The sequence below is a fragment of the Bacillus sp. RC51 genome, from assembly GCF_044908115.1.
Lineage (GTDB): Bacteria > Bacillota > Bacilli > Bacillales > Bacillaceae_G > Bacillus_A > Bacillus_A mycoides.
The window spans coordinates 198,268-221,683 of the sequence record NZ_JBIYCW010000007.1 but is presented as its reverse complement, the minus strand read 5'-3'; the positions used below and the strand labels follow the sequence as shown (position 1 = coordinate 221,683).

The 23,416-nt window shown below is 35.2% G+C and carries 25 protein-coding genes; 9 read left to right on the top strand and 16 right to left on the bottom strand.

Annotated features, from left to right (window positions below):
* Positions 1-131: 131 nt before the first annotated feature.
* The 8 genes from ABH959_RS16465 to ABH959_RS16430 all read right to left on the bottom strand — a co-directional run bounded on the left by ABH959_RS16465 (position 132) and on the right by ABH959_RS16430 (position 11,222).
* Positions 132-371, bottom strand: coding sequence for a Phr family secreted Rap phosphatase inhibitor (locus ABH959_RS16465; protein WP_044444079.1), 240 nt, complete (start codon positions 369-371; stop codon positions 132-134).
* Positions 371-1,465 (bottom strand): response regulator aspartate phosphatase, encoded by a 1,095-nt coding sequence (locus ABH959_RS16460; protein ID WP_404492912.1) that lies wholly within the window; start codon positions 1,463-1,465, stop codon positions 371-373. The genes ABH959_RS16465 and ABH959_RS16460 overlap by 1 nt, the downstream gene beginning before the upstream one ends.
* Positions 1,466-1,721: 256 nt before the next feature.
* Positions 1,722-2,699, bottom strand: coding sequence for a ring-cleaving dioxygenase (locus ABH959_RS16455; RefSeq protein WP_002134781.1), 978 nt, complete (start codon positions 2,697-2,699; stop codon positions 1,722-1,724).
* Between the two features lie 43 nt (positions 2,700-2,742).
* The gene (locus tag ABH959_RS16450) at positions 2,743-3,687 is read right to left on the bottom strand and encodes a ring-cleaving dioxygenase (protein WP_404492911.1); all 945 of its coding nucleotides are present in this window, start codon (positions 3,685-3,687) and stop codon (positions 2,743-2,745) included.
* 545 nt (positions 3,688-4,232) lie between these two features.
* Complete coding sequence (locus tag ABH959_RS16445; protein ID WP_113936620.1) at positions 4,233-5,660, bottom strand: serine hydrolase domain-containing protein; 1,428 nt, start codon at positions 5,658-5,660, stop codon at positions 4,233-4,235.
* A 413-nt stretch (positions 5,661-6,073) separates the two neighbouring features.
* A complete protein-coding gene (gene yhaM, locus ABH959_RS16440) occupies positions 6,074-7,018 on the bottom strand; it encodes a 3'-5' exoribonuclease YhaM (RefSeq protein WP_002011096.1) in 945 nt (314 codons plus the stop codon).
* 41 nt (positions 7,019-7,059) lie between these two features.
* Positions 7,060-9,984 carry an ATP-binding protein gene (locus tag ABH959_RS16435; protein WP_404492910.1) on the bottom strand — a complete coding sequence of 975 codons (2,925 nt, stop codon included), beginning with the start codon at positions 9,982-9,984 and terminating at the stop codon, positions 7,060-7,062.
* Complete coding sequence (locus ABH959_RS16430; RefSeq protein ID WP_404492909.1) at positions 9,981-11,222, bottom strand: metallophosphoesterase family protein; 1,242 nt, start codon at positions 11,220-11,222, stop codon at positions 9,981-9,983. The genes ABH959_RS16435 and ABH959_RS16430 overlap by 4 nt, the downstream gene beginning before the upstream one ends.
* A gap of 253 nt (positions 11,223-11,475) precedes the next feature.
* On the opposite strand from ABH959_RS16430, the gene ABH959_RS16425 reads away from it, so the two are divergent.
* Positions 11,476-11,661 (top strand): YhzD family protein, encoded by a 186-nt coding sequence (locus ABH959_RS16425; RefSeq protein WP_000539551.1) that lies wholly within the window; start codon positions 11,476-11,478, stop codon positions 11,659-11,661.
* A 27-nt stretch (positions 11,662-11,688) separates the two neighbouring features.
* Here the strand turns inward: ABH959_RS16425 and ABH959_RS16420 are convergent, their stop codons facing one another.
* Positions 11,689-12,051, bottom strand: coding sequence for a hypothetical protein (locus ABH959_RS16420; protein WP_002011092.1), 363 nt, complete (start codon positions 12,049-12,051; stop codon positions 11,689-11,691).
* Positions 12,052-12,205: 154 nt separating this feature from the next.
* Between ABH959_RS16420 and ABH959_RS16415 the strand changes: the two genes are divergently transcribed.
* A complete protein-coding gene (locus tag ABH959_RS16415) occupies positions 12,206-12,346 on the top strand; it encodes a YflJ family protein (protein ID WP_000273535.1) in 141 nt (46 codons plus the stop codon).
* Positions 12,347-12,419: 73 nt separating this feature from the next.
* Here ABH959_RS16415 and ABH959_RS16410 read toward each other — a convergent pair whose 3' ends face one another.
* The 4 genes from ABH959_RS16410 to ABH959_RS16395 all read right to left on the bottom strand — a co-directional run bounded on the left by ABH959_RS16410 (position 12,420) and on the right by ABH959_RS16395 (position 15,368).
* The gene (locus tag ABH959_RS16410; RefSeq protein ID WP_113936623.1) at positions 12,420-12,818 is read right to left on the bottom strand and encodes an Ig-like domain-containing protein; all 399 of its coding nucleotides are present in this window, start codon (positions 12,816-12,818) and stop codon (positions 12,420-12,422) included.
* A 100-nt stretch (positions 12,819-12,918) separates the two neighbouring features.
* On the bottom strand, positions 12,919-13,353 hold the full coding sequence (locus tag ABH959_RS16405) for a hypothetical protein (protein WP_113936624.1): 435 nt from the start codon (positions 13,351-13,353) through the stop codon (positions 12,919-12,921).
* 163 nt (positions 13,354-13,516) lie between these two features.
* A complete protein-coding gene (locus ABH959_RS16400) occupies positions 13,517-14,161 on the bottom strand; it encodes a response regulator (RefSeq protein ID WP_113936625.1) in 645 nt (214 codons plus the stop codon).
* On the bottom strand, positions 14,151-15,368 hold the full coding sequence (locus tag ABH959_RS16395) for a sensor histidine kinase (protein WP_113936626.1): 1,218 nt from the start codon (positions 15,366-15,368) through the stop codon (positions 14,151-14,153). The genes ABH959_RS16400 and ABH959_RS16395 overlap by 11 nt, the downstream gene beginning before the upstream one ends.
* Before the next feature lie 94 nt (positions 15,369-15,462).
* Here ABH959_RS16395 and ABH959_RS16390 point away from each other — a divergent pair, with 94 nt between their 5' ends.
* From ABH959_RS16390 to ABH959_RS16370, 5 genes are all read left to right on the top strand, one after another.
* Positions 15,463-15,648, top strand: a complete 186-nt coding sequence (locus ABH959_RS16390; RefSeq protein WP_040963148.1) for a hypothetical protein — start codon at positions 15,463-15,465, stop codon at positions 15,646-15,648.
* 464 nt (positions 15,649-16,112) lie between these two features.
* Positions 16,113-17,105 (top strand): zinc-dependent alcohol dehydrogenase family protein, encoded by a 993-nt coding sequence (locus tag ABH959_RS16385; RefSeq protein WP_404492908.1) that lies wholly within the window; start codon positions 16,113-16,115, stop codon positions 17,103-17,105.
* Positions 17,106-17,222: 117 nt separating this feature from the next.
* A complete protein-coding gene (locus ABH959_RS16380; RefSeq protein ID WP_404492907.1) occupies positions 17,223-17,528 on the top strand; it encodes a hypothetical protein in 306 nt (101 codons plus the stop codon).
* Between the two features lie 181 nt (positions 17,529-17,709).
* The gene (locus tag ABH959_RS16375; RefSeq protein ID WP_242311190.1) at positions 17,710-18,390 is read left to right on the top strand and encodes a FadR/GntR family transcriptional regulator; all 681 of its coding nucleotides are present in this window, start codon (positions 17,710-17,712) and stop codon (positions 18,388-18,390) included.
* A 70-nt stretch (positions 18,391-18,460) separates the two neighbouring features.
* Entirely contained in the window at positions 18,461-19,648 is a 1,188-nt protein-coding gene (locus ABH959_RS16370; protein WP_404492906.1) for an MFS transporter, read from the top strand.
* Positions 19,649-19,767: 119 nt separating this feature from the next.
* Here the strand turns inward: ABH959_RS16370 and ABH959_RS16365 are convergent, their stop codons facing one another.
* Positions 19,768-20,079: a YbjQ family protein gene (locus ABH959_RS16365; protein WP_000637510.1), complete on the bottom strand. Its 312-nt coding sequence runs from the start codon at positions 20,077-20,079 to the stop codon at positions 19,768-19,770.
* Between the two features lie 203 nt (positions 20,080-20,282).
* Here ABH959_RS16365 and ABH959_RS16360 point away from each other — a divergent pair, with 203 nt between their 5' ends.
* Entirely contained in the window at positions 20,283-20,753 is a 471-nt protein-coding gene (locus tag ABH959_RS16360) for a hypothetical protein (RefSeq protein ID WP_404492905.1), read from the top strand.
* 268 nt (positions 20,754-21,021) lie between these two features.
* Positions 21,022-21,138: a YjcZ family sporulation protein gene (locus tag ABH959_RS16355; protein WP_002069235.1), complete on the top strand. Its 117-nt coding sequence runs from the start codon at positions 21,022-21,024 to the stop codon at positions 21,136-21,138.
* Positions 21,139-21,303: 165 nt separating this feature from the next.
* Here ABH959_RS16355 and ABH959_RS16350 read toward each other — a convergent pair whose 3' ends face one another.
* The gene (locus ABH959_RS16350; protein WP_113936632.1) at positions 21,304-22,155 is read right to left on the bottom strand and encodes a P-loop NTPase family protein; all 852 of its coding nucleotides are present in this window, start codon (positions 22,153-22,155) and stop codon (positions 21,304-21,306) included.
* A gap of 590 nt (positions 22,156-22,745) precedes the next feature.
* Positions 22,746-23,405 carry a hypothetical protein gene (locus ABH959_RS16345; RefSeq protein ID WP_404492904.1) on the bottom strand — a complete coding sequence of 220 codons (660 nt, stop codon included), beginning with the start codon at positions 23,403-23,405 and terminating at the stop codon, positions 22,746-22,748.
* Positions 23,406-23,416 lie beyond the last annotated feature (11 nt).

Genomic DNA, 23,416 nt, shown 5'->3' with positions numbered 1-23,416 from the left:
ATAACTCATTTCTATTAATGATGGCTATTTTGTAACTATTATAGTTACATATGAAAAGTAAGTCAATTCTTTTCTCTACGTGGCCTAAAAATAAAGAAAGGGACTCCATTTTGAAGTCCCTTTCTTTGTTATTATAGTTGGCTTACTCCGCCGTCTCCTCTATTATCTGCTGGTGCTCCGCCATCGCCTTTATTGAAGTTAGCTGGCGCTCCGCCACCATCTCCCTTATTAAAACTAACATAGTCTGGTCTTGCTGGTGCTCCTCCTGTCTCTCCTATATTTAATGCTTGATTTGTAAATAAACTATTAGCTCCAATCGATAACGCACCTACTAACGCAATCCCCAACATTCCAAAGTGAATCTTTTTCATTATTTCAGCGCCCCTTTTTTCAATAATTTTTTTTGAGCTTTATGACTCATGTAAAAATAATGACTTGCCTTATTGTGATTCTCTTCTTCATAAAACCTTAAAGCTAACATTCCAGCGTATTCTTGTATACACTCCCATAACTCTTCTTTCTCAAAATAAGAAATACCTTCTAAAACTACTTCCTCTAAGCTTAATGTAGGTGATTTTTCGTTTACACTTTTCAAAATCATAAAACGGTATTGAAACTCTTCCTTATTTAATTCTTTACAAATATCCAAACCTTTTTCTATCAAATCTGCCGCCAATTGATATTGTCCTAATTTATAATATTCACCCGCTTCAACAAATAGCGCTTTAAAAAATTTCGGCTGTTTTTTTGTAACTTCGGATGCATGACGAATTGCGAGTTCCGATAAATCTTGGCTAGCATATAAAAAAGCTAAATTATGACGCACCATTAAAATATATTTTTCATAATTTACTTTTTGGAAAATATCCATAGCAGTATTAAAGCTTTCTTCAGCGAGTTCGTAATTTTTTAAATCTACACAACACAGGCCAAAAACATTTTCATCTAGCGCTATATTTATTTCACAACCTATATGTTTTTTAAATTCCTCTTTCGCTTTTCTCAAATACTCAATTGCATTAACTTGTTGGTACGTCTGATAGTAAAAATTACCCATACGATAATCAAATTCAGCATTCTCTAAAGGGTGCGAGACATATTTCAGTAATTCATTTGCCTTTTCATAATTTTCCTTTGCATCTCCATATTTAGACATTGAAGTACAATATATCCCTTTAAAAAAATGATAATAATATGCTAAAAACCCTTCAGTTGGAACTTCAAAAGATTCTATTCTTTCAAAACTATTTTCTTTTATATTTAACCAATCCGTCAGCATTTTATATCTAAAATCTAATAACGTAAAATACAAAGATATTTCCTGATCCACTTCCAAACCACTAATCTTACTATCAATCTCCTCTTTCATCTCCGTAGCTTTCTCTATGTTTTGCTGCAACATTACACGATACCAATTATCTAAAGAATGTTTCATTTGCTCCTTCGTTACTACATCTGTTCCCATACCTTCGCATCCCCTTTTCTCCAAAATTACAAAATTAGGATATTTATACAATTATTCAAATTGTATATTATCACCCCTTTTCTATGTATTGAAAAATAATTGTCAGAAAATTTATAATTTAAATGAATTATACCAAATATTTCTATTTTAAAAACTTGAGAAACATTTTTCAGAAAATTTTATAGACCAAATAAAAAAGCAAGCAATTCCAGCGATTCGCTAAAACTACTTGCTCTTCTACTTATTATTTCTATTTTTACTCTTTAATAAATTCCTTCGTACTTCTCACTGTATCAATTGGACGAACTAATTTTTCGATTTCTTCACGCTTTGGCTCTAAGAACGGAGGTAAAGATAATTTCTCTCCAAGCGTTTCATAAGGCTCATCTCCCATAAACCCTGGGCCGTCTGTTGCAAACTCGAATAAAATTTGCGGCGCAACTCTTGCGTATAATGACTCAAAGAAGTGACGATTTACATAACCAGATGAAGGGAGTCCAACTCGACTTAGTCGCGCAATCCACTCTTCTAATACAGCGCGATCCTCTACACGGAATGCTGCATGATGCACTGTACCAAAACCTTGTTGCGCTTCTGGAAGAACTGTATTATGTTCTACAATGACTGAGGCACCATTTCCACCTTCGTTTACTTCAAACAAGTAGAATTCTCCTTCTTGAGCAATCTCTTTAAATAATAGAACTTTTTCTAGTACTTCTTTGAAATAACTAAAGTTCGCGATACGAATAAATACAGGTCCTAAGCCAGTAATTGCATATTCTAATGGGACTGGCCCGTCTTGCCAAGGTGTACCTGATTCCACCCCTTTATCAAATTCATCTGAGATTAATTGATAGTGTTGATCATCAAAATCAGCGAAAGAAAGAGTTTTCTTACCAAATTGCTCTTTAATTCCTGTATGTTCTACTTCAAGACGGTCAAAACGTTTCACCCAATACTCTAGTGCTGCGTCAGTCGGAACGCGGAATGAAGTTTTTGAAATTTCATTTGTACCGTGTACTCCTTTTGGAACACCTGGGAAGTCAAAGAATGTCATATCTGTTCCTGCACTACCTTTATCATCTGCAAAGAATAAATGATACGTTTGAATATCATCTTGGTTTACTGTTTTTTTAACTAAACGCATTCCTAAAACGTGAGTGAAAAACTCATAGTTCTTTTCTGCACTACTTGTAATTGCTGTAACGTGGTGAATTCCTTTTAATTGGTTCATTTTATATTCCTCCAATGGTTTTAAAGTTATATTTTCTCTTCTATTATTTCTCTTCAATAGGTGCTAATTTCGCTTCAATTTCTGCTCGCTGATCTTCTAAGAACGGCGGTAAATCAAGTTTTTCTCCTAAATGTTCTACATCTCCATCAACTGTAAATCCTGGTCCATCTGTCGCAATTTCAAATAGGATTCCGTTTGATTCACGGAAGTATAAGCTTTTAAAGTAGAAACGGTCGATAATGCCTGAAGAATGGAAACCTTTTTGTATTACCTGTTCTTCCCAGTAAGCAAGCTCTGCATCGTTCTTTACACGAATTGCTAAATGATGGATGCTACCGCGGCCTGGCTTTTCAGTAGGACCATCTAAATATTTCACAACGATTTCTCCGAAGGCTTCTCCTTTAATGGACTGGAAAATCGCTTCTTCGTCGCTTCGGCTAACTTCTGTATAACCAAATATATCTGTTAATGTATTCGCCAGTTTATCAAGTCTACGCACTGTCATTTCCACTGAACCAATTCCTTGAATTTGATGTTCAGCTGGAACTTCTGATTTCTCCCACGTTTCCCAGTGCCCCACTTTTTCTCCGTTTGAAACGAGTAGCACGAGACGAAGACCTTCCGCATCCTCAAATTGCAAAGCAGGACGATTTGCATATGTTGTCATTTCACTATGTTTCACATCAAATTTCTCAAATCGTTCTTTCCAGTAATGTAAGCTTTCCTCTGAAGGAACGAGTAATCCGATTCGCGTAATTGCATTCGTACCACGGTACGTTTTTCCTACTAAAGGCATTTCAAAAAATGATAGTTCTGTACCTGGACTTCCTGTTTTATCTCCGTAAAATAAGTGATACATGGATGGATCATCTTGGTTTACCGTCATTTTCACACGACGTAAACCAAGTACATTTTTATAAAAGTGATTATTTTCATTTGCATTTTTTGTAACCATTGAAATGTGATGATGCCCTTTAATTTCATACATTGTTTATTCCTCCATTTCATTTTACTAGTCAAGTGATAACTAAAAAAATAACATTTCCCACAAATAATATGGTTTTTAGATTTTCAATTTATGCTCATTATGTTTTTGTAAATTCATCTTAGTTTTTACTGAATAAGTTACTTTGTTTTGTAAATCGAAAGCAAGTGAGTGTATGTTTTTCATATGACTCAATCACTTTCGTTACTATCACTTTACAACTCAAGTGATTAAAAAGCAAGTTATTTATCTCAAATTCGAGATATTTTTTTATAAAGTCTTATGTACTTCCTATAAAAACAGCTGTGCAGAAATAATAAAGTTGTTTAATTTACAATAAAGTCATTTAAAAAATAATATAGTTGTTTAAAAATCCTTATTCCACGAACGGAGCAGGTTAGTGGAAGCTATGGTAATTAGGTTTGGCTGGGAACATTGTCGATGATATTAAAAAAGACACCGAAGTGTCTTATCTTTTTCAAATTTAGCATACCAATAAATTGAAATTTAATTACTTAACATTATGCTTATCTTAGGAGCGAGGTATTTTATCGATGAGTGTATACAAACCATGTAATACTTGCTGTTAATAATGCTGACGAAATCAAAGCTGTAAGAACACTATATGTTTGCCACATAAGTATTGTTGACCAATCGAAAGCACAGCACAGTATACCCAGGGCAATCGTAGCGGTCAGGAAAATAACTGTTACGGTTATTCTCTTTTTTGTCATTGGCTGTCGCTCATTCGTTCTCCTTCTGCGTAATCCTAAGAGAAATAGCAAAACGGACAATAGGCAAAAAATAATTGTGATAGACGACAAAATGATATCCAAAAGCTGTGTGCCGCTTATTTCATATGACTGAGTTAGATTGCCTTCTAATATATCTTTAACTTTTAGTACCATGTTTGTATTGGTATTTGTGCCGTTGCTCAGCAAGGAGACGGCTGTTCGTTCATTTGGCAGTATGACTACTTCGGTTCTGAAATTTGGATTGCCCCCAGTGTGTTCTATAATCGTTTGTTCGGCATTTACGGACCAACCTGCCGCATAATACATACCGTTGACAGCCGAAACAGACATATCACCCCTATGTGATTTTTCGATAACCGTGTGAAATATTTCGGGTATGTCCTGCACGATACCCATCTGTATGCCCATCCAACGCGCCATATCTTTTGTATTAGAAATGATGTAGCCTGCGGGTTTATTCCCAGCATAATCCGGAGCTTTAAATGGAGTTGTCATAAAAAAGGAAGAACGGTAGCCCTGTGCCAACTGTCCAGTGGCTTGAGCATCTTCTTTATAAACATACGTCTGGTGAAGACCTAACGGCTGAAATACCTGTTCCTTCATAAAGTCTTCATAGCTTTGTCGCGACACAATCTCAATAACCAAACCCAATACGTCATAATTGACGGTTCCATAGTTATACTGTTCACCGGGAGGGAACGCCAATTCAGCATCCACGAGCATTTCCACAGTCTTTTGCAACATATCCGGCGTATTGCCTTGTGGAATATTTTGAGTATGCCTAATATTTGTTAGACCACTGGTATGGTGAAGAAAGTTATTTAATGTAAGACTTTGCATATCAACAGGTTTCCCTTGATACTTTAACGTAAACCAAGGTAAATATTTTTGGACAGGGTCAGTCATTGAGAGCAGCCCTTGCTCTTCCAATAGCATAATACCCATACCGGTAAAAGCTTTGCTGACCGAGGCTAACTCATAGAGTGTATTTTCACTTGCAGACAACCCCTTTTCACGGTCTGCATACCCTGAAGAAAAGTAGAACACTTCATCATCAGCAAGTATTGAGATTGACATTCCCGGCACACCTGATATACGACAGGCATCATCTAGCAACGCTTGTATTGCCGCAGATTGCGAATCTGACAACGCATAACTTTGTGTTGCAAATCCTGAGAATAATATAAATATCGTTAATACAAAAACAATAATCTTTTTCATAAACTCTCCTTTTTGGAAAATTATAAGAGAATAATATAAAGTGAACCTATAATCAGCCCTCACCAATCGGACGTTTACGGGCAGCCCGACCCCCACCTAACTTCTTTACTCCAGCCAAATTTTGAGGTGGGAGTTTTACTGCCCGTTAATGTTGGATAAATAACCTCCTTTTACAACTACGAAACTAAATTTTAATGTATCTTTCTATTCACCTGTATAATATCAAATAATTACGAATAGTTACACTTGAACGAACAGATGGATGTAATTTGAAACAACTTTAAAGAGCCTTGCTACGTAGAATGTAGTAAGGCTCTTAGTTTTTAATAATCAAAATTCAATAACTTTATTATCATAATACAACAGCCCCACTAAGCTTATTAACACTTAATGAGGCCATTCTATTCACAATCTTAATTATGGAAAGTTGGCTTATAGAACGAACGATTATCAAGTGCAAAGACACGTTCTGTGTATTCGCCTGGTTTTGTGCGTCCTAATGCGCGGTCCATCATGTTCATTTTTGCATCTAAGTTATCGATGTAGTGCAGAATTTCTGCTTCTTTTACTAATGGTGGTTTTGGACTACCCCATTCTGCTTTTCCGTGATGAGAAAGGACGATGTGCTGAAGGATTAATACTTCCTCTGCATCGATTTGTAGTTCGTCTGCTGCTTTACCAATTTCGTTCACCATGATAGAAATATGGCCTAGTAAATTTCCTTCTAACGTATACGTCGTAGAAATTGGGCCAGATAGTTCGAATACTTTACCAAGGTCGTGTAAAATAACGCCCGCATATAGTAAGTCTTTATCTAACGATGGGTATAGAGCTGATATAGCTTTCGCTAAATCTAACATTGATACAACATGGTAAGCTAGTCCAGATACGAACTCGTGATGGTTCTTTGTCGCTGCTGGATATTCTAAAAATTCGTTTTGGTGCTTATTTAATAAATGTCTTGTTAGACGCTGTATGTTCGGGTTTCTCATTTCAAATATGTATTGCGTAATTTTCTCAACCATATCTTCTTTTTTTATTGGAGCTTTTTCTACGAAATCCGAGATATCTGTTACTTCATTTTCATTCGCAACACGAATTTGTTTCACACGTAATTGAATACGTCCTTTATAGTTTAGAATATCTCCAGCTACTTTAACGATTGTTTCCGCTACATATTGTTTCTCAACTTCTGGTGATACATCCCATAGCTTCGCTTCAATATCTCCACTTGGATCTTGTAAGATTACTGTTAAAAACGGCTTACCATTGCTTGCGAGACCTTTTGTCGCTGTTTTAATTAACAAGAAAACATCGACTTGTTCACCAACTTCATATTCTACAATTTTCTTTTTCATTCGAATTCCTCCACCAAATCAGTTACTTTTAGTATAGCATACTACAACTCATTTTCTTTACGCTGACGCACTAATTTTATAATCTGTTTTTCTGTAAAATACGTTAGTAAATGCGCATGGCATGTAAAGAAGATAACTTGTCTATCTTTCGCAATTTCCTTTATAAGTTCAATCGTTCGATTCGTCCTTACCGCGTCAAAATGTACGAAGCTATCATCAATAATAAATGGATAATCATGCTCAAACGTTTTCGCTAGTGCAAATCGTAACGATAAATATAACTGCTCCGCTGTCGCTTGGCTTAGTTCATGACTGTAAAAACGCATACCATCGTTACGTTCGACAATGAAAGGTTCCGCTTCTGACGGTGAGAATATTTTACTATATCTTCCGCCTGTTAAATACACGAAATACTCTTCAGATTTTTGTAAAATGCGCGGTAAATGCACTTCATGATAATATTGCTTCGTTTTCGTTAACACCGTCTTTGCGGCCGCATATGCAGCCCACTTCTTCACTTGTTCACGCACTTGTGATTTTTTCATTTCCCACTCATGTAGTAAATCACCGTACGTACTGCCTTCTTCTAAATTCGCAATTTCTATTCGATGCTTCGCAATACGCTCTGTCAGTTCTTTTTCTTGCGCCAGACAGCTTTGCGCGGCTGTAATTTCTTGCTTTAATTTTTCATCATAACCGTCAGCCTCATAATGCTCAGCTAATGATAAACTCGTTAAGCGCTGTTCTAACAAATCAATTTGAGGTAATAAACGCCCCATTTGCTTATCCGCATCTTCACGTTTTTCTGCCCGCTTACCTGCTTCTAAAAACATCTCTTCATCAGTAGAATCTGCAATATGCCATAAGTTATCTCGTTCTACTAACAGTTGTTTCAATTGCTCTTGCATGAACCCATACTCTTCTTGCCATTCCGCCAGCTTCTCTTTTAGCTGCTTACAAGTTTGGCGCTTCTCTTTCTCATTTTGCATACGACTTTGCGCCTCATGCAAATTACTATACTCTTTACTACCGATAACCGTTTCTAGTTTATGCTCAAAGTGCGAAATCATTTCATATAATGAAGATTTCCGCTCGCCTTGTTTATCTAGCTCACGATATAATTGCTGCATTTTTTCAATACGCTCAAACGCTGGCAACATGTGCGCATATGTAAAAAATTGAGGGAACATATAGCGCGTTTTATACGCATCTACTTGTTCTCCTATTTGGAAAGTTTCTCTCTCCCATTCTTCATAAGATGAAACGACTTTATCATAAGCACGTTCCATTTGTTGTAATTTATAAGACTCTCGCTCAAATAATTTCCGAATCTCTTCATCCTTTTCTAACTGATAACGAACCGACATCGCCTCTTCACTTTGACGCCCGCCAGCACTTTGCTGAAGAGTAAGAAGCTCTTCTTGTAATCCACCCGAAGGATCTTTATATAAAACGAGTGCTAAAACAATCCCTACAAAAACAATAACACTAATAAATAACAGCACGCGGTTATCTATAAATAGACTCGTGAATAAAACAAGCGTGTTAATAAGAAGTAACAGAAGACAAACTCTTTGCCACTGTTTTTTCTTTTGCATAGCTGCCCCTGCTTTCTCTTCATACTTACGCTTCATTCTCTCTGCGCCCATACCTAAAAATGCCGCATCCTGAAATGATTTTTCTTTCTCAACTAACGTATTTCGTTCTTCATCAGCTAACATTTGCTGGCTGATTTGTCTTATATTTTCTTCTTGCTCTTCTAATTGCTCTTGAGCCGTTTTAAAACGATCATCAAGCTGTACTTTTTGCGTTTCTAATTCGCGCGCCTTTTGCACCGTTTGTGTAATTAATTCTTTCGTCGCTAAACTTATATCAAATGAAAGAACAGTCTCTTGTTCAAAAGTAGCGCCAATTTGTTGCTGTAGTTCTGCGATTTCTTCTTTTATATTCGCAATACTTCCCGCCATATCACGCATTTCTTGGCGTGCATTTTCATAAGACATATGCTGCATACGAAGTTCTTCTACATAACTTTCCTTTTGTAAAAATGCTTCATCTATTTCTGTGGAATCAATTTCTGATTGCACTGTTTCTATCTTTTTTTGAAGTGAATCTACTTGTACTTGCAGCGGTTCTATCTTTGCCTTTACCGCCTCATAGCGCGCAATTCCGTTTACAGGAAACTGCCCGTTCTCGCTTTTCAACACTTTCTCGTGTGCACTCTTTTCAATAACGAGAGGCTCAAGCGCCGCTAATATTTCATAGTCTTGCTTTCGTCTTTCGGCTGACTCTTTTTCCGCACGAACAGAAGCAAGCTTCTCTTCACTTTCTTTTAACTGCTCGACCTGTTTTTCATACGTGCCAATTTTCCCTTGCCACTCTTTCATCTTCTCTTCAAGTTTCTTCATCTCTTGCAGTGACACATTAATTTCAGGATTACGACCACTCGGCTTAAAGCGCTGATTCATTTCTTTTTCTAATTTTTTATCTAACTGCAATAACGCATCGCTTCCGACTGCACTTGCCGAAAATAAATAATTACCGATATCCGCTTCGCCGAGCTGATGAATATTTTGCAAACCATGCATATCAAATGAAAAAACAGAATCAAATAAGCTTTCATTCACACCGCTTAATATATCGTTTAAAATATCTTCGCCGCCAGTTTTCCCGTCTTCAAAATAAACGGTCACCTCACCAACTGCCGTCTTTGGCAATCGTTCAATTTTCAAACGGCCGTACTTTTCTGTTTGAACAGTAACTGCTCCGCCATACTTCCCGCCTTCTTTCGGCTCATAGCGGCGCTGTCCTCTCGTTGGAAAACCGAATAAAATACTTTTCATAAACGAGCGAATTGTCGATTTCCCCGCTTCATTTTCACCGTACAGTACCGTCAGCATTGACAGATCCATTTCCACATTTTCTAATTTTCCGTACCCATAAATATGGAGTTTTTCAATTCTCATTTTTTATCCCTCTCTTGCTGGAATAATTGCTCTAAAATAATATTTTCCGCTTCCTTTTGAATCTCTTTCTTCTCTTCTTCCGTAAAAGATTCAATGCTATTACGCGCTACAGGAGATGTCCAAATGGTGCGCAACACTCCGTCCATATTTGTGAAAGCTTCTAACTCTTTTAGCACGCTACCGACGAAATGATTTTCCTCTTTCAAACGTTCAATTTCTGCAAAAGAAACCGTCTCGTTTTTCCACTTCATCGCATATACAAAGTCTTTTCGCTCTTCTCCCGCTGCTAAAATATGAAAAATCTCTTCCACGCGCTTGTCTTCACGCAAATAAGGAGAAAGTGGTCCCTGTCCTGTAAATACGACAGTTAAAAGCGTACCTTCCTCTTCTCTTCTGCATTCATTCATCGCACTTGACGCGCTCGTCATAAGGTCATCAACAGTTTCCAGTCCATCAATATTCACTTCTATCTCATCCCATACAACATCCGCCGTATGGAAAAATGAACATTGCGTTCCTTGTTTCGTGAGTTCAATCAGGTACGCACCCTTTTCTCCTGTTTCCTTACGATGACGTCCTTGTATATTACCTGGATAAATAATATACGGCTCTTCTGATAAAATTTCACGTTTATGTATATGGCCAAGAGCCCAATAATCAAACTGCTTTTCTTTTAGCTCACGAATTTGAAACGGTGCATAGCGATTATGCTCTGCATCCCCTTCCACACTTCCGTGAAGCATGCCAATATGAAAAGGCGCATCACTCATTTTCGTATACTGCGCTGTCATATTATCCGTTACCGCTTGCTGCAAATAACTAAACCCGTAAATAGAAGCTAATAGCTCACCATTTTTATAAAATGACTTCTCTTCCACATAAGGCTCCGTAAACACATGAACATTTTCCGGAAACTCAATCGCTGCCCAGCTTCCCCCTAAATGATCATGGTTACCGTGAATAATAAAAACAGGGATATCATACTGCGACAGTCTCTTCATTTGCTCACGCACAAACACTTGCGCTCTCAAACTTCTCGTCTCCGCATCATACAAATCCCCGGCTAGTAATACGAAATCAACGCGCTCTTGAATCGCTTTATCAACAATACGTTCGAACGATTCAAACGTACTTTGCTTCATTCTCTCCCAAACAGACTGCGCAACATTCATTTCCATTCCTTTAAACGGACTATCCAAATGCAAATCAGCCGCATGTATAAACTTCACTTGTTTCACAAATAACGATCCTTTCTATAGTTCAAAAGTTTCATCTTATCAACATTAAAATTGCTAAAAACTAATAATCGTCGGAGATAAAAAGGCTCCCCGATTAGTTCAACTAATAATAAGCAGGGGATGAAAAAACTCCCCTGCTTATTAAAGTTTCACCTTATTGTAACACGCAATGTCATATATTTCTTTGCATATTCTAGTGATTTATGCCAAAATAGTTATAAGATTCTGATTTTTATTATTGGAGGGAATTTTCATGGGAGTATACGTTCTAACAGTCTTTGAAAAAGATGGTTCAAAAGCATTAGATGAATCATTCGAGGCGGCAACTGAAAAAGAAGCGAAAGCAAAAGGTGAATCTATTTTACAAGAGAAAGGATTGTATGAAAAAACACATCGCTGCACATCTTCTGCAGGTAAGCTCGTTTTATTCCAGCGCTAAAAAAAAGAAGCGTCATCCGCTTCTTTTTCACTCTACTATATCTTCGTCACACCACGTAAACGCCACATCTAGAATACGATTACCGATACGTACGCGCTTATTCCATTTTCCTGTTTGGATCTGATGTTGCAATTCCGCTTTCATCTTTTCCGTCCAGTCGTGAATCGTGTCACTACGGTCGTACGGATATACACCTGGAAATTCTTCCTGCAGAAGATGCAAGCTCTCTGCATCAAAATGAAAATGGAAGAAGTAGTTTGCTGTAAGCGATGGTTCTTGCAATCGTAAAAAATGATCATCAACTTGCTTTCTATTTCTATAGAAAGTAAAGATATTCACTTTACCGCTCGTAATTTGGTCAATTTGAATTTCGTGCTTCTCTATAATCACGTCTTGCCCACCTCGTTATATACTATCCTTAGTATATATGTCTTTTGCAACAAAGTTAACCATTTTCGCGCGAAATTCATTTCCTTCATTATATTACCTGTACCTCCAAGTACAATCAGAACTACTAAAAACAAAGTTGAAGGGGAGCGATTTCATGTATTTCGGAAGCAAAGGTTGGTATGTAAAAGAACTTAAAAAATTAGGGATTCGTACTTACGAAGGTAAAAAACTAGAATCTTATCGTACGCATATTTTATCTAGTTTACTTGAGAGAATGAAGAAAGCTTCGGCTTAATAGATGTAGGAAGCAACAAATTGTTGCTTCCTTTTACTTTTATTTAGTAAATAAAAACTGGAATCATTATAAATTAACAATCTACCTTTACTATTATACTATCTTGATAAAAACCACCTAATATCAACTGAACCTTTATTATCAAATACTCTTCCAGATGATTATTCGTATATATTTTAAATTCTCCATACTCATTAACCCGTCCACTTCCAACAAGCATATCGCCGCTCGTTATGACAATTGTTGCATAAGGTTCCGCATGGCCCGATACATAATTATCACCATATTTCACAAAATCTATCGTTATTTTCTCATAAATATTACTAACTGAATCTATACATTTCTTTTCATACAAATTAGCATTTAGTTCTTCGGTCCTCGAAAACGCTCTATTCCTGCTAACCTTTTCTGAAGAGAAAGCAAAACTCCCCAGCCAACTAAACCTATAAAATGTAGTAATAGGTAGAAACATCTGTGTTAACTCCCCCATTTCTTATCAACTGCAATCTTTGAATGAATTTACAGCAATACGTTTTATGTTGGGATAAAAGAAAACAGCTTTGATTTTCCATTCAATTTCGCACTGTTAATTTGTACAGAACACATAGAATACTGGTTTTCACCCCAGATGTAATGACAACACTACACAAAAGAAACCACGGTCCATTAAATGTAAATCCACCTTCAAATATATTAATAATAATTATGTTACCAATTATTAAGAGAATCCATGAAATGAAATACTGTTTTCCATTTGTAATATATAAAATTTCATCCTCATAACAGACTGTAATTCCCCCACCTTGCCAAACACCAATAGCGAAAGAAATAAGCGTAACTGCCAGTAACTCTGCTTGTAAATCCCTAGTCATTGGTTGCGGCGCCATATAAGTAATAATCCCTATCATCATGAGAAAAGTTATAATATCTATCCAGTTTAATTTTCTTTGTTTGCTTTGCAGCCAAATAAAGAAAATTAATACAGGAATTAAAAGCAAAGTTTCCATTTAATTATTCTTCTTCCTTTCCTACATTAGAAACGTCTATAATTGTAATGCAATTAGATTGTTCTTAAATCTCTCATACTTTCTGAAGCATAACATGAGAAAGAAATAAAAAAATCGTACAAAAGGGCAAGCCTATAATGTACGATTGGGCATATATAATGTTTTAAAAATGAATTAACTTCCTTTCAATAGATACAGCTACTGCTTCTGACCGTGAATTAACACCTAATTTATTGTATATATTTGTTAAATATGCTTTTACCGTTCGCTCAGCTATTCCCATATCAAATGCAATTTCTTTATTCTTATATCCGCGCGCAATAGCTTTCAGCACAAACAATTCTTTAACCGTTAAGTTATTTTTTGCAACCTTATCAGCATGTACTTCTTTCCTTTTATACTTCACTATCTTTTCCATAATATTTGGTTGTAGTAAAATCTCACCTCGAATAGCCGCTTCCAATGTTCGAAACAAATTCTCACGATCCGTATCTTTTAGCAAATATCCTTTTGCCCCTAACTCAATTCCCTTTAACATTAATTCATCTTCGTTATAAGTAGTTAATATAATAATCGGCGTATGATTTTGTTTTTTATTTAAAGCCTCAATTGTTTCTAAGCCACTCATTTTAGGCATATTTAAATCCATTAAAATGACATCAGGTTTCTTTTTTTCTATGAAAGAAAGAGCTTCTTCTCCGTTTGCAGCCTCACCTATAATTTGAAATGAATCACTCGTTTCTATTATTAATTTCAGACCCTCTCTCACAACGAAATGATCGTCTACAATTAATACGTTATGCTTCATGGCTATCTCCTTCTTTATTTATAGGCACTTGAATATACACTTTCGTACCTTTCATCTTTTCACTCAATATATGTATTTCTCCCTTAATCAATCGAACACGCTCATTTAAGCCAATTAAACCATAATGTCCAGGATTCTTACCGATATATCCAGTGTCAAAACCAATTCCATTATCTTCAACTTCAATAGTAAGCTTTTCAAGGTCATCGATATATTCAACTTTTAAATTTACATCTGTTGCCTGTGAATGTTTTGCGATATTCGTTAAACATTCACTAATTACATATAAGCAGTGCTCTTTTACTACGCTTGAAATATACGGTGGACTTTGGATAGTAAATCTCACATGTATAGACGTAGCTTCAGAAAAACGTTGAACCTCTTCTTTTACTGCTCCATTAAATGAATTAGTAGTATGACGCAAATCATCAATAACCAACCTTGCATCATGTAAAGTTTGTCTCGCTCTTATCATAGTTTGTTTCATAATCTCTTGAGATCGTCCTGTATTCCCTTTTTGCATATGGGCATCTATCGCTTCCAATTGCATAATCAAGCTTGCTAAACCTTGCGCTAACGTATCATGTAAATCTCTTGCCATACGCTGCCTTTCATTAGCTAATGTCAATTCTTCCACTCTCATATATGCAGACTCTAACTCTTGAATATAGCTCTGTATACGATTACGTGCATCAAATTGCTGCTTATTAATATAAGAAAAAGGAATAATAATTGCTAACACTAAAAGAAACATAGAGATAAGAATAGCTAATTTATTCACACCATAATTGATACTAATTGCAGCACAAAATATTGCATACATAAGAGTAAAAACTGTCATTACTTTAAATATATTGTTATAAACATATAAGCTTTGGGCGATTAAAATAGGAGTTAATCCAACAAAAATCGCTATCGAAGCATTTGTTGCAATAAATGCAGCCAAAAACACAATGAAAAGTTGTACAAAAAAGAAGTACAACAATTGCCTATTCTTTAATGAACTCGCATACCAATGAAAAATAGTATGAATAACAATGACTATTGTAAAGAAAAAACTATCCATAGAGAAAATATTATTACGAAATTCTAAAAGCATTGAAGCTATATATACGAGTGTAACCCATAAAATAATAAACCTTCTTGGAATAAATACCACTTCCAATACATTTGTATCCAAATCTATATTTAAACTTATTTTTTTCATATCTGACCTCCACTATTACATTATACTATACAAGATGCGACTTATATTTTGATAGGTTACTGATTCCTCTTTATCCTCATTACCGAATACAAATATGAAATATTGCATATCGAAATGCATTGATGCATTTGTAAACGCTTACTATAATGATGATATAAAGATTCATTACATCTTACTATTAAAAAAAGGAGGCAATCATATGGAAATCGCAATGGCAGTTTTAAAATTCGTAGGTGGAGTAATTCCATTGGTTCAAGAACTTTTAAAAGCATTCATGTAAGGTTATCATTCAGCAATTATCTATAAGAATTATCATGCAAATGATCTGTATATCAAAACAAATTGATACACAGATCATTTGTGTGAGTAAACTTTAAACGAGAGCTATGTATCCTAACAGAACAATAATGATACATCTATCTCAAGTCGGAAAAAGGCGCTCACAAGGGCGTCTTTTTATTATATTACTATGTATTCAGGAAATCGATTTTACAATCCATACAATGCTACATAATTCATGTATCTTTTTGAAATTTGCACAATAAAAATCCCCTCAAAGCATAAACTCCAAGGGTCGAGCCTATTTTTCATTAAATTTTTTAAACACAGCAATACCGTTTTCTACGATTTTATCAAATGTATAAACGAAGACTGTCTGTTCCTCTTTATTTAGTGCTAATGAAATAATCATTTAAACTGAAAATGCTATAATTAACCCAATCAAACTAAGGGGGAACAACTATCTTGCACGGAAAATACATTCAATTTCATAAGTTTGGTAACCCAAAAGATGTATTACAAGTTGAATATAAAAATATAGAACCATTAAAAGATAATGAAGTTTTAGTTCGTATGTTAGTTAGACCGATTAATCCATCTGACTTAATTCCAGTAAGTGGAGCATACTCACATAGAATCCCTTTACCTAACATACCGGGTTATGAAGGTGTTGGTATTGTAGAAGATGTAGGCGCGGGAGTTACTAGAGATCTTATCGGTAAACGCGTTTTACCTTTACGCGGAGATGGTACTTGGCAAGAGTTCGTTACAACATCAGCTGACTTTGTAGTCCCTATTCCTGATTCAATCGATGATTTTACAGCGGCACAAATGTATATTAATCCCCTTACGGCGTGGGTCACATGCACAGAAACGCTAAACTTAAAACAGAATGACGTTTTATTAGTAAATGCTTGTGGATCCGCTATTGGTCATCTTTTTGCTCAATTGTCACAAATTTTAAACTTCCGATTAATTGCAGTGACAAGAAATAGTAAACATACAGAAGAATTACTGCGCCTTGGCGCTGAATATGTAATAGATACTTCCACTGCCCCGCTTTATGAAACAGTTATGGAATTAACAAACGGGATCGGTGCAGATGCTGCGATTGATTCTATCGGGGGACCTGATGGAAATGAATTAGCTTTCTCCTTACGTCCAAATGGGCGCTTTTTAACGATCGGCCTTCTATCTGGAATACAAGTGAACTGGGCAGAGATTGTCACGAAAGCAAAGGTGCACGCGAATATATTTCATTTACGACATTGGAATAAAGAAGTATCACCATATAAATGGCAAGAAACGTTTCGTCACTTAATTCGCCTAGTGGAAAATAAGCAATTACGTTTCATGACAGTCCATTCTACGTATGACTTAGCAGATGTAAAAAGTGCAGTTGGTGTCGTTCAGTCTGCTGAGAAAACAAAAGGTAAAGTGTTTTTGACGAGTGATTAAATACAATTGAAGAAGTCTTTTTGATCGGCCTTTTAAATAGATTAGATAATACATTTAGGAGCACGGAATTGTAAGTATCTGGTATAATTCTATTAAAAGGCGAAAGGAGATTCTAACATGTGGTTAATTACGGCCATTGCGCCTGTTGTAATAGTCGGAGGAATTGTATTATATGTAATTGAAAGAATGAAACATAAATATAACGAAGGCAAATTAGGTAAGAAAAAATCAAAAGGTGCTCAACAATTATTAGATAGTTTAATACCTATGGGAATGCTTTTAGGGTGTTTAATCGGTATAATTGTCGACATATTTTTCCCGGGTTATTCACTGTTTACAGTTGGTTTAGGGGCTGGAATAGGCTATTTATTCGGATTTTTTGCCTATGAAATTTATAGCAAGACAGGAAACGATTTTTCATAATCAAAAACAGACAAAATTGTAGAATAAGCGAGGCCAGTACATATTAGTCATATAAAATATGTACTGGCTTTTCATTTATTCATCAACGTTATCCCCTCCCACTTCCACTACCTAAAAAATAACATTGTCAACAGAACTTAAATTGGTTATCATAAAAATGAATATAACAGGAGATGAGCAGATGAATATAAACGAAAAGAAATCTTTTTCAAAAGTTTCTCGACGGAAATTAGTCGATGAAGTGTTGGAACGTCTACAAGAAAAAATCTTTTCTGGCGAGTATGAAGTTGGTGATCGCCTCCCTACAGAGCCGCAATTAATGGAAGAGCTAGGTGTAGGGCGTTCGACGCTGCGAGAAAGCATAAAGATATTAGTACATGCCGGCATCTTAGAAGTTCGACAAGGACAAGGTACTCGTATTGTCTCACTAAATACAACACAAGATTCATTTGAAAAACGATTGCAAGCAGCTAATATTAATCATGTGTATGAAGCAAGAAATATGTTAGATAAAGAAGTAGCGATGTTAGCGGCACAGCGCCGAAGCGAAGAGGATCTTTTATATTTAAAAGGACATTTGAATAAAAGAAAAAATGCCCTTCAAGAAGGAAATTATGTAGCATACATAGATGCAGACATTCAGTTTCATCTAGCAGTTGCAAAGGCGAGCAAAAACGAAGTTCTACTTGATTTGTATCAATCTTTCGTACCTGCCCTTCGCCACATTTTAAGCCAATTAATATTAAATACAGCGAACTATGAAGATAACTCTGACATTCATGAAAAATTATTCCAAGCTATTTTAAAACAAAATGCCGAAGAGGCTCGAACATACGCTGTTCAAAATTTGGAGCTGAAATAAGCTCCTTATATATTACACTAAAACATCAGATGATATACTCAACAACATCTGATGTTTATGAGAGGAGAAAATGAAATTGAAACATCAAGAACGAACTTATTTGTATATACTAGCACTATTTTTTGTTTCCATTAATTTACGTATCGGAATTACATCTATTTCACCTTTATTAGAAACAATCCGACAAGACTTAAATATAAGCAATTTTTCCGTTAGTTTTTTAACAGCTATTCCTGTTTTTTGTATGGGGACATTCGCCTTACTGACTGGGAAGGTAATTAAAAAATTCGGAGCAGAAAAAGCAATTATGGCTTGTCTTATTTTAATTGGCTTTGCTACATGTATGAGGGCTTTTACCTCTTCCATTTCCACATTATTCGCGAGCTCTTTATTTATCGGCATCGGAATTGCACTTGCAGGTCCGTTACTATCAGGTTTTATTAAAGAAAAATTCCCTACGAAAATCGGCTTAATGATTGGCATATATTCAGTAGGTATGGGAACTGGTGCTTCTTTAAGTGCAGGGTTAACGATCCCTTTACAACATGTATTAAAAGAAGATTGGAATATGGCACTCGCTTTTTGGGGTGCACTTACTATTATCGCTATTATATTTTGGTATCCGGTTATGAAACGAAAAAAGAATACGAGTACACAAGATAAAAAGAATAATAGTTTACCTTTAAGAAATAAAAAAGCATGGTTGTTCACAATCTTTTTCGGACTACAATCAGGAATCTTTTACTCCATTACAACTTGGCTTGCGCCCGCAAATCAAAATATGGGTGTCAGTAGCGAACAAGCTGGTACTCTCATAACTGTATTTACAGTTATTCAAATGATATGTAGCTTTTTAATTCCAACATTAGCGGATATTTATAAAAACCGAGCACTTTGGTTATTAGGGAGTATATGCTTCGTACTCGTAGGTTTATCGCTTATGATTTACCCACTAACTACACCATGGATCCCTTCTATTTTACTAGGCATCGGGCTCGGCGGCGTATTCCCACTCGCTCTCATGCTACCGCTATATGAAACAAAAACTTCAGAAGATGCGAGTGCATGGACTGCTATGATGCAGTCCGGAGGATACATTATGGGCGGATTCATTCCTGTCCTAGCAGGAATCGCTCGTGATTATTTTAATAGCTATACGCAAGTTTTTATTATAATGGCACTTTTAAGCTTCCTTTTATTCCTATTAACTTTAGTCATGAATAAAAAGAAAGTAGAAGCAAAAGATCTTATAGCTTAAATAAAAAGAATGAGCTTTTTCCTAAAGGATCAAGCTCATTCTTTTTACTTCTACTACTTGAAAACAAAAAAAGCCCCTCAAAGCATACGCTTCAAGGGGTGAGCCTGTTTTTTATTTAATTATATACGTACAGCTGTACCACTTACAGCAACCATTAACATTCCATCACGAACAACTTCATAATCTACGTCAATACCAACGATAGCGTTCGCACCTTTTTGTTTTGCAAGTTCTTTCATTTCATCCATCGCGATATCACGAGCTTCTTTTAGCTTGCTTTCATAAGAACCAGCGCGGCCACCGACAACATCACGAACGGAAGCGAATAAGTCGCGAACAATATTTGCACCCATAATAGCTTCACCATTTACAATATCAATATACTCAATAATTTCTTTACCTTGGATTCCAGACGTTGTTGTTACAATCATGACTGACACTCTCCTAATAAGTTGTAGTTTTTAATGTGCTTTCTTATGTCTTTATTATGACATGGAAAAAGTATCTAATCTATTGAATTACCTTACAGGAGTGTGACAATTTTGTAAGGATGAAATATTATTCTACCTTTTCCTTACAATAACCACCTAAGTTGACGGAATATTGTTATAATTAAATTAGAGGAGGAGATAAAATGAAAAAAATCACTTACATATGTGCTCTAAGTGTTCTATCTTTCACTTTAATAGGTTGTACAAGCACTTCTACTACAAATAATACTCCAGCAACTAAGCAAGAAAATACGAAAAATGCCATTCAATTAAACTCTGCAGACATTACCAACATTGAGATGTTTAGAACAACAAGTAATACTAGTTCCAAATCTCAAACAGATAACGAGGAAATGATACAATCAATCGCTTCAGCAGTCCAAAAAGGAACACCGAAAACAATCACACTAGATCAAAAAAAGAGGGCATCTGCGCATTCTACTATAACCGTTACACATAAAGATGACTCAAAAGAAGAGTTTCTTGTGTGGGTTGATAATAAGGAACAAATTACGATTGCTAAAGATGAGAAGAAAGATAAAGTTGAAGGTGTTACGGTGAGTATTAAAGACGCTAAGATAATGAAGGATTTTTTTAAAAATGATAAAACGTAAAAGGATCCCCATCAACTTAAGGATTCAAAATCAGCACAAAATTTTGTTCAGAAACACTATAAAATTCCAGCCTAATAGGTCTGTGGCGAGACCATATATTATTAAACTTAAAATGTTTCAAATCGAAGGAAGACACCTTATAAGGTGTCTTTTCTTTATTTTCAAAAGGACCTGCTCAATTCATGCTTAAAAACATAAAGTAAAGTGAACCCGTTAAAATACATGAGTGACCCCTTGTTTTATCCTCTTATCTAAAGGAGGAACTATTATGGGCTTTGGTGGTAGTTGTGGTAGTTGCGGCGGCGGCGGCTTCGCTGGAGGATTTGCTTTATTAGTTGTATTATTTATTTTATTAATCATAGTTGGAGCTAGCTGCTTCTGCTAAAAAACTATCGGAAAAGACACTCTTATATGGGTGTCTTTTCTTCATGAAAAAATCCCCGTGCTAAACAAAAGATAAAATAAGCTGCCCATATGGACAGCTTATTTACATAATTATCGTTAGCGGAAGTTAAAAATTCTTAGTTTCTTGCTCAATTAAAGCACTACATTAATCTAGAAATTCAAGTAATTTCAATTTTTCAATTATCATTGACTTATATTTGATAGCTTCATACTGTGAATTATCAATTTTTGTCTTCTTTATATTTAACATATCAAATATTTCTCTTTCAATATCTCTTCTTGCTTCTAAAACTTTAATTGTTCCGTCTAAACCGTGATAGCCTTTCATTTTCGCATACCCTTGATTTGTATAATACTCAATAAATCCAGCAGACCATTCTTTTGCCCTTTCATTAAATACCTTTCTGAATGAGAATTCCAAATCATCTTGTTCTATATAAAACAATACTGGATTTAATTTCTCTATGATTTTCGCTAATGCATTAATATAACTTATAACTTCCTCTTTTTTTTCACCATATTTAACCATTCCGATTGTTAATGGATTTTGTATGAAGCAACATTCAAAAATATAAGTTTTATTTTCGTTGTTGGCTATTTCAACAAAATCCCTCCATTTTTCAGTTATTAATTCAATATTCCTCTCTAGCGGTAATTCATATATATCATTTTTGAAAATGGTATTTAATAAACTTTCAGGAAAATTAGAGCCGTATTCATTTTTAATTTTTTTATATGGCAATAAATAATTGTTTCCTCGCTTCGTGACTCTATCACTAATTACTCCCCTAAAATTACCACTATTCACTAACAAACTTTCGAATTCACTTTTATCAAAACAAGATACCCCATCATAATCAGCAGGGTGGTCTGGATTCCCTTCAAGAAATAACTCAACGTCAATATTTTTTTCAATTAGAATATCGTAAAGCAAGTTTGCAGTGGTGGATTTCCCAAAGCCAGGAAGCCCTTCTACTATGATTAATTTTGTATTCAAAAAAATCTACACCTTTCTAAGACAAAATAAAAAGTTTTAAATTAAAAATAAATTGTCCACTGAACTCACCCCTAATATCCAATATTAGAGTAATTCCACTATTTTTATAATTTCCCTTCTATCACTAAACTGCCCTTTCGTTGAACAAGGAGAAATGTATAAAATATACATTGCTCGTTTACATAATTATTTATTATCAGTAGCAAGAAAAAAGCGAATCCCTACTCTCAAAAGAAATCCACTTTTTCTTTTTCTATAACTCTATTCATTCTTTATACATTCCTATCCTGGCATGGTTTTTAGGTTACTGGATTAGCAGAAAAACTGTATAAAGTCTTGCATACTCTTAGCCTGATTTTTTTCAGAAATGCTGGCGGTAACCCATTTAGAAGACCAGTATATGCTGCTAGTCTTTTTTTATTAATTTATAAATTGAAGTAATAAAGAAAAGACACCCTAAGGTGCCTTCCTCTGACTTGAACCATCTTAATTTTAATAATATGTATTGGACTCCCATCCAAATATTATTTTACCGTGTTAAGTTATTTTCTTCATTGAGAAATATGGTTCAAATCTATATTTTTTTTTAACTACCTTTTTAAAGAATCTTCTAGGAACCCTTCTAATTCCTTTTTGATTTCTTCAGGTTTCATCTGGTCAACTGGTTTATAATTACCATTAGCATCATAGTTAGCCGAATCCTTTTTAGGATCATATGTAGATGGTGCCTCTTGTCCTGCAGATGAAGAAGGAACTGAGTTGGAATTCGTAGTAGTATTAACAGGTTCTTCTTTTTTCTTTATTTGATTCATATCAGAATTATAATCTGACTTAGTGTATTTTTTATTATCATTAATTACTAATTCTTTATAAAAAACATCCATTGTGTATTTGTCATTGCCATCAGAAATATGGAGATTGTCATAAATGCAACGGTTGTCATTCCCACATTTAATTAGGCTTGAAGATCCATCTAGCTTATTAACAGCATCTTGCATCACTTCATATTTTTCCATTGTTTCTAAATCAGAGAATCGTTCATCTACATTTATATTAATGTTTACTGAAGTTCTATCTTCCTTTTTACCACCTTCTTTGTAACTAGCCTCTTCAATATACGGAAACAACTTGCTATCTTGTAATTTTTCCGTAGCATCTTCTTCTACAACTTTCATGTCTGCTGAACAACCAGTGAATATAAGACACGTAGTAGCTATCAATAAACTCATAAAGACTTTCTTCATATACATCACCCCTGATT

What these genes read in the sequence shown, in the direction of transcription:
- ABH959_RS16465 (WP_044444079.1), bottom strand. Translation starts at nt 371, where the DNA reads ATGAAAAAGATTCACTTTGGAATGTTGGGGATTGCGTTAGTAGGTGCG.
- ABH959_RS16370 (WP_404492906.1), top strand. Translation starts at nt 18,461, where the DNA reads ATGAAATTGAAACATCAAGAACGAACTTATTTGTATATACTAGCACTA.
- ABH959_RS16345 (WP_404492904.1), bottom strand. Translation starts at nt 23,405, where the DNA reads ATGTATATGAAGAAAGTCTTTATGAGTTTATTGATAGCTACTACGTGT.
- ABH959_RS16455 (WP_002134781.1), bottom strand. Translation starts at nt 2,699, where the DNA reads ATGAACCAATTAAAAGGAATTCACCACGTTACAGCAATTACAAGTAGT.
- ABH959_RS16395 (WP_113936626.1), bottom strand. Translation starts at nt 15,368, where the DNA reads ATGAAAAAAATAAGTTTAAATATAGATTTGGATACAAATGTATTGGAA.
- ABH959_RS16365 (WP_000637510.1), bottom strand. Translation starts at nt 20,079, where the DNA reads ATGATTGTAACAACAACGTCTGGAATCCAAGGTAAAGAAATTATTGAG.
- ABH959_RS16390 (WP_040963148.1), top strand. Translation starts at nt 15,463, where the DNA reads ATGAAATATTGCATATCGAAATGCATTGATGCATTTGTAAACGCTTAC.
- ABH959_RS16425 (WP_000539551.1), top strand. Translation starts at nt 11,476, where the DNA reads ATGGGAGTATACGTTCTAACAGTCTTTGAAAAAGATGGTTCAAAAGCA.
- ABH959_RS16445 (WP_113936620.1), bottom strand. Translation starts at nt 5,660, where the DNA reads ATGAAAAAGATTATTGTTTTTGTATTAACGATATTTATATTATTCTCA.
- ABH959_RS16415 (WP_000273535.1), top strand. Translation starts at nt 12,206, where the DNA reads ATGTATTTCGGAAGCAAAGGTTGGTATGTAAAAGAACTTAAAAAATTA.
- ABH959_RS16380 (WP_404492907.1), top strand. Translation starts at nt 17,223, where the DNA reads ATGTGGTTAATTACGGCCATTGCGCCTGTTGTAATAGTCGGAGGAATT.
- ABH959_RS16355 (WP_002069235.1), top strand. Translation starts at nt 21,022, where the DNA reads ATGGGCTTTGGTGGTAGTTGTGGTAGTTGCGGCGGCGGCGGCTTCGCT.
- ABH959_RS16435 (WP_404492910.1), bottom strand. Translation starts at nt 9,984, where the DNA reads ATGAGAATTGAAAAACTCCATATTTATGGGTACGGAAAATTAGAAAAT.
- ABH959_RS16460 (WP_404492912.1), bottom strand. Translation starts at nt 1,465, where the DNA reads ATGGGAACAGATGTAGTAACGAAGGAGCAAATGAAACATTCTTTAGAT.
- ABH959_RS16405 (WP_113936624.1), bottom strand. Translation starts at nt 13,353, where the DNA reads ATGGAAACTTTGCTTTTAATTCCTGTATTAATTTTCTTTATTTGGCTG.
- ABH959_RS16400 (WP_113936625.1), bottom strand. Translation starts at nt 14,161, where the DNA reads ATGAAGCATAACGTATTAATTGTAGACGATCATTTCGTTGTGAGAGAG.
- yhaM (WP_002011096.1), bottom strand. Translation starts at nt 7,018, where the DNA reads ATGAAAAAGAAAATTGTAGAATATGAAGTTGGTGAACAAGTCGATGTT.
- ABH959_RS16450 (WP_404492911.1), bottom strand. Translation starts at nt 3,687, where the DNA reads ATGTATGAAATTAAAGGGCATCATCACATTTCAATGGTTACAAAAAAT.
- ABH959_RS16375 (WP_242311190.1), top strand. Translation starts at nt 17,710, where the DNA reads ATGAATATAAACGAAAAGAAATCTTTTTCAAAAGTTTCTCGACGGAAA.
- ABH959_RS16360 (WP_404492905.1), top strand. Translation starts at nt 20,283, where the DNA reads ATGAAAAAAATCACTTACATATGTGCTCTAAGTGTTCTATCTTTCACT.
- ABH959_RS16410 (WP_113936623.1), bottom strand. Translation starts at nt 12,818, where the DNA reads ATGTTTCTACCTATTACTACATTTTATAGGTTTAGTTGGCTGGGGAGT.